Source organism: Brachyspira pilosicoli (genome assembly GCF_019402445.1).
GTDB classification, from domain to species: Bacteria; Spirochaetota; Brachyspiria; order Brachyspirales; family Brachyspiraceae; genus Brachyspira; species Brachyspira pilosicoli_B.
This window is the reverse complement of the sequence record NZ_SRZM01000141.1, coordinates 1-3,383: the sequence shown is the minus strand read 5'-3', so window position 1 is coordinate 3,383 and position 3,383 is coordinate 1. Positions and strand designations below refer to the sequence as shown.

Annotated in this window: 4 protein-coding genes; 2 read left to right on the top strand and 2 right to left on the bottom strand. The window is 29.6% G+C overall.

Annotated elements, in window-relative coordinates:
- Positions 1–242 precede the first annotated feature (242 nt).
- Positions 243–1,226: an AAA family ATPase gene (locus E6A48_RS05685; protein WP_219709104.1), complete on the bottom strand. Its 984-nt coding sequence runs from the start codon at positions 1,224–1,226 to the stop codon at positions 243–245.
- An 11-nt stretch (positions 1,227–1,237) separates the two neighbouring features.
- Positions 1,238–1,681, bottom strand: coding sequence for a BatD family protein (locus tag E6A48_RS05680; protein ID WP_219709103.1), 444 nt, complete (start codon positions 1,679–1,681; stop codon positions 1,238–1,240).
- Positions 1,682–1,863: 182 nt separating this feature from the next.
- Here E6A48_RS05680 and fsa point away from each other — a divergent pair, with 182 nt between their 5' ends.
- Both fsa and E6A48_RS05670 read left to right on the top strand, forming a co-directional pair.
- Positions 1,864–2,517 (top strand): fructose-6-phosphate aldolase, encoded by a 654-nt coding sequence (gene fsa / locus E6A48_RS05675; protein WP_219709102.1) that lies wholly within the window; start codon positions 1,864–1,866, stop codon positions 2,515–2,517.
- A gap of 67 nt (positions 2,518–2,584) precedes the next feature.
- A complete protein-coding gene (locus tag E6A48_RS05670) occupies positions 2,585–2,998 on the top strand; it encodes a hypothetical protein (RefSeq protein WP_219709101.1) in 414 nt (137 codons plus the stop codon).
- The last annotated feature ends 385 nt before the right edge of the window (positions 2,999–3,383 follow it).

Sequence of the window (3,383 nt, the reverse complement as noted above, 5' to 3'; positions counted from 1 at the left end):
CTTCTTTTGGCGACCGAAGGAAGTACCTGTTGGTATGATACAAAGAAGCAAAAGGACTGCATCCTTATACCTTTATATATGTATTATATTTATTCAATACCTATATAAGTGTATAAAATTAAAATACTTGCACTTTTTGGTTCTTTTTGCGGTGGGAAAAAGAACAATAAAAAATTACTAAATATATTTTAATTTTATATAAAAATTATATTAAATACGCCTACAACTTCTACAACAATTTTTTAAGGCACATTGATATTTGAAAGAAGGTCCTCTATAATCATATCGCTGCTCACATTCTCAGCCTGTGCCTCGTAACTTACACTAATTCTATGTCTTAAAACCTCATAAGCAACCGCCCTAATATCTTCTGGTATCACAAAGCCTCTGCCGCTCATCATAGCATTAGCCTTAGCTGCTTTTGTAAGATATATACCAGCCCTAGGAGAAGCACCATAATCAATATACTCCTCTTTAAGTTTATATTCTATTGGGTTTCTTGTCGCATCTATTATATTAACTATATAGTCTAACAACTTATCTTCTATATATATCTGTTTAGCTAATATTCTTAATTTGTTTATTGTTTCTATTGTTGTGATAGGTTTTACTTCCTCTGGTTTTGAAGAAGACATATTTTTTATTATAGTTTTCTCTTCGCTTTTTAGAGGGTATTTTACAATTACCTTTAGCATAAATCTATCAACTTGTGCCTCTGGCAAAGGATAAGTACCTTCTTGCTCTATTGGGTTTTGAGTAGCTAATACTAAAAATACTTCTGGAAGTTTATAGGTTTTATCGCCTATTGTAACTTGATGTTCTTCCATAGCCTCAAGCAAAGCAGATTGCACTTTAGCAGGTGAACGGTTTATCTCATCTGCAAGTATAATGTTTGAAAATATTGGTCCTTGCTTTGGTAAGAAAACTGAATTTTTAATATCGTATATCTCTGTACCTATTATATCTGCAGGAAGCAAATCTGGTGTAAACTGTATTCTTTTAAAAGTAGCATCTATTGTAGACGCTAAAGTTTTTACTGTAAGTGTTTTTGCAAGTCCCGGTACTCCTTCAAGCAACACATGTCCATCACATATTATGCCAAGCAAAAGTTTATCTATCATATTCTCTTGCCCAACTATCACCTTTTTAATTTCATCTTTTACTGCATTCACAACATCTAATGCCACATTGGCTGCTTCTGAAATAGCCTGTAAATCCTTAGTCATAAACTCTCCATTTAATTTTTATGCTGTTTTTTTATAAATTTATATAATAAATACACTATAAGAACTATAAGTACCCACTGCCCAATCATTATAATTAAAAATGAATTGCCAAAAACTCTAATATTATATTCACTCAAAGGCTCTTCATTTGGTATTAAATTGTTTCCCCTCTCAAGTTCATAATAACGAGCCTCTAATTCTGGTATTTTTAATTTACCTTTATTAATTGGCTTTAATGTATATATTATTTTGTATATAGTTTTAATATCAGAATTATCTTTATCTATAGTTTCACTTTCTATTCTTTTATTTATTATTTCAAAATCACTTATAGAGTTTTCGTCTAAACCTTCAGCCTTAAAACTATTGGCATCTCCTGTAAAAGTTAAAGTATATTTTATATTCTGCCACTTATATATGCTCTTTCTATTAACTTTACCTTCAACAGAAACCATTGGAAAAACTGTTCCACTGATAAATAATATAAGCAAAATAATATAATATCTCATAGCTTTTTAGATTATAATAAAACGCAAAAAAGTCAACCTAATTAAATGTATTATACAACAAATTGAAATTAAATAAAATTAAATATATAATTATTAATAAAGCAAAATATATTTATAGGAGCACTATAATGAAATTTTTTATAGATACAGCAAATGTTGATGAAATTAGAAAAGCTAATGATATGGGAGTTATATGCGGAGTTACTACAAACCCATCATTAATAGCAAAAGAAGGAAGAGATTTTAAAAAAACAATAGAAGAAATTACTACAATAGTTGATGGACCTATTTCTGGAGAGGTTAAGGCTACTACTGTAAAAGCAGAAGATATGATAGTTGAAGCAAGAGAGATAGCTAAAATACATAAAAATATGGTAGTAAAAATTCCTATGACTGTAGAAGGATTAAAAGCTATAAAAGTATTGTCTAAAGAAGGAATAAAAACTAATGTTACTTTAATATTTTCTGCTAATCAGGCATTACTTGCAGCAAGAGCAGGTGCAACCTATGTTTCTCCTTTTATAGGAAGACTTGACGACATATCTACTGACGGACTTGAACTTATTAGAACAATATCTGATATTTTTGCTACACATGCAATAGAAACAGAAATAATTTCAGCAAGTGTTCGCCACCCTATACATGTTACAGAATGTGCTTTGGCTGGTGCTGATATTGCTACTGTACCTTACAGTGTAATTGAACAAATGACTAAACATCCTCTTACTGACCAAGGTATAGAAAAATTCAAAAAAGATTATGAAGCAGTGTTTGGTAAATAATTTATAATTAATATTTACATTAGCTTTGCATTAATAAAAATGTAAAGCTAATTTTTTATTATAGTCGATGAAAAACAATATCAAAAAAAACATAAAAAAGCTTGTTAGCCTAATACCATTATTTATTATTATTATACTGATTCTATGGTACAAAACTCCAATAAATGGTATAAATTGCTACCCTCAAAGTGTAGAAAAAATTACTGTAGAATATCAAAATAAAATATTAGACATCACAAACACAAATGATGTGTATTTTATTATAAAAAGTTTAAATAGCATATCTCTAAATAAAACAATACCAATTATTAAAGCAAACACTAACAGCTATAAAATAAATATAATAAGCACAAACAAAAATATACCAAATGATATTATAATATATTCAAAAGACACAGCATCAATTGGACATTTCTATTATACAGACAAAAACACAATGCTTCCTTATGATTATATAAAGAACATATTTTCTAATAAATAAAAGATATTTTTTAAGTTTTTTATTTGTGGTGGCTTTGCCCCCTGCGAAGCGTGCCCGTAAGGGTACACACCCCCACTTCTTTTGCCGACGCTCTGCGTGCCTGCGGCAAGGCACCTACTCGGTATTGATATAAAAGAAGCAAAAGAACTGCATTTTTTAGCTTAAGATGTTGGTATTACAATATAAGTTTATACATATTCCAAACATACAAAGCTATAGTACTTGCACTTTTTGGTTCTTTTGACGAAGTCCGCACCGCGAGCTGCGGGAAAAAGAACAACAAAAAATCAATAGAAAACTATTGTTTCAATATATTATAAAAATTTTAAACTCTTTTATTTTATATTATTTGCATGGCTTTGCCCCGCACCCCAGTTCTTTTATT

What these genes read in the sequence shown, in the direction of transcription:
- E6A48_RS05685 (WP_219709104.1), bottom strand. Translation starts at nt 1,226, where the DNA reads ATGACTAAGGATTTACAGGCTATTTCAGAAGCAGCCAATGTGGCATTA.
- E6A48_RS05680 (WP_219709103.1), bottom strand. Translation starts at nt 1,681, where the DNA reads ATGGTTTCTGTTGAAGGTAAAGTTAATAGAAAGAGCATATATAAGTGG.
- fsa (WP_219709102.1), top strand. Translation starts at nt 1,864, where the DNA reads ATGAAATTTTTTATAGATACAGCAAATGTTGATGAAATTAGAAAAGCT.
- E6A48_RS05670 (WP_219709101.1), top strand. Translation starts at nt 2,585, where the DNA reads ATGAAAAACAATATCAAAAAAAACATAAAAAAGCTTGTTAGCCTAATA.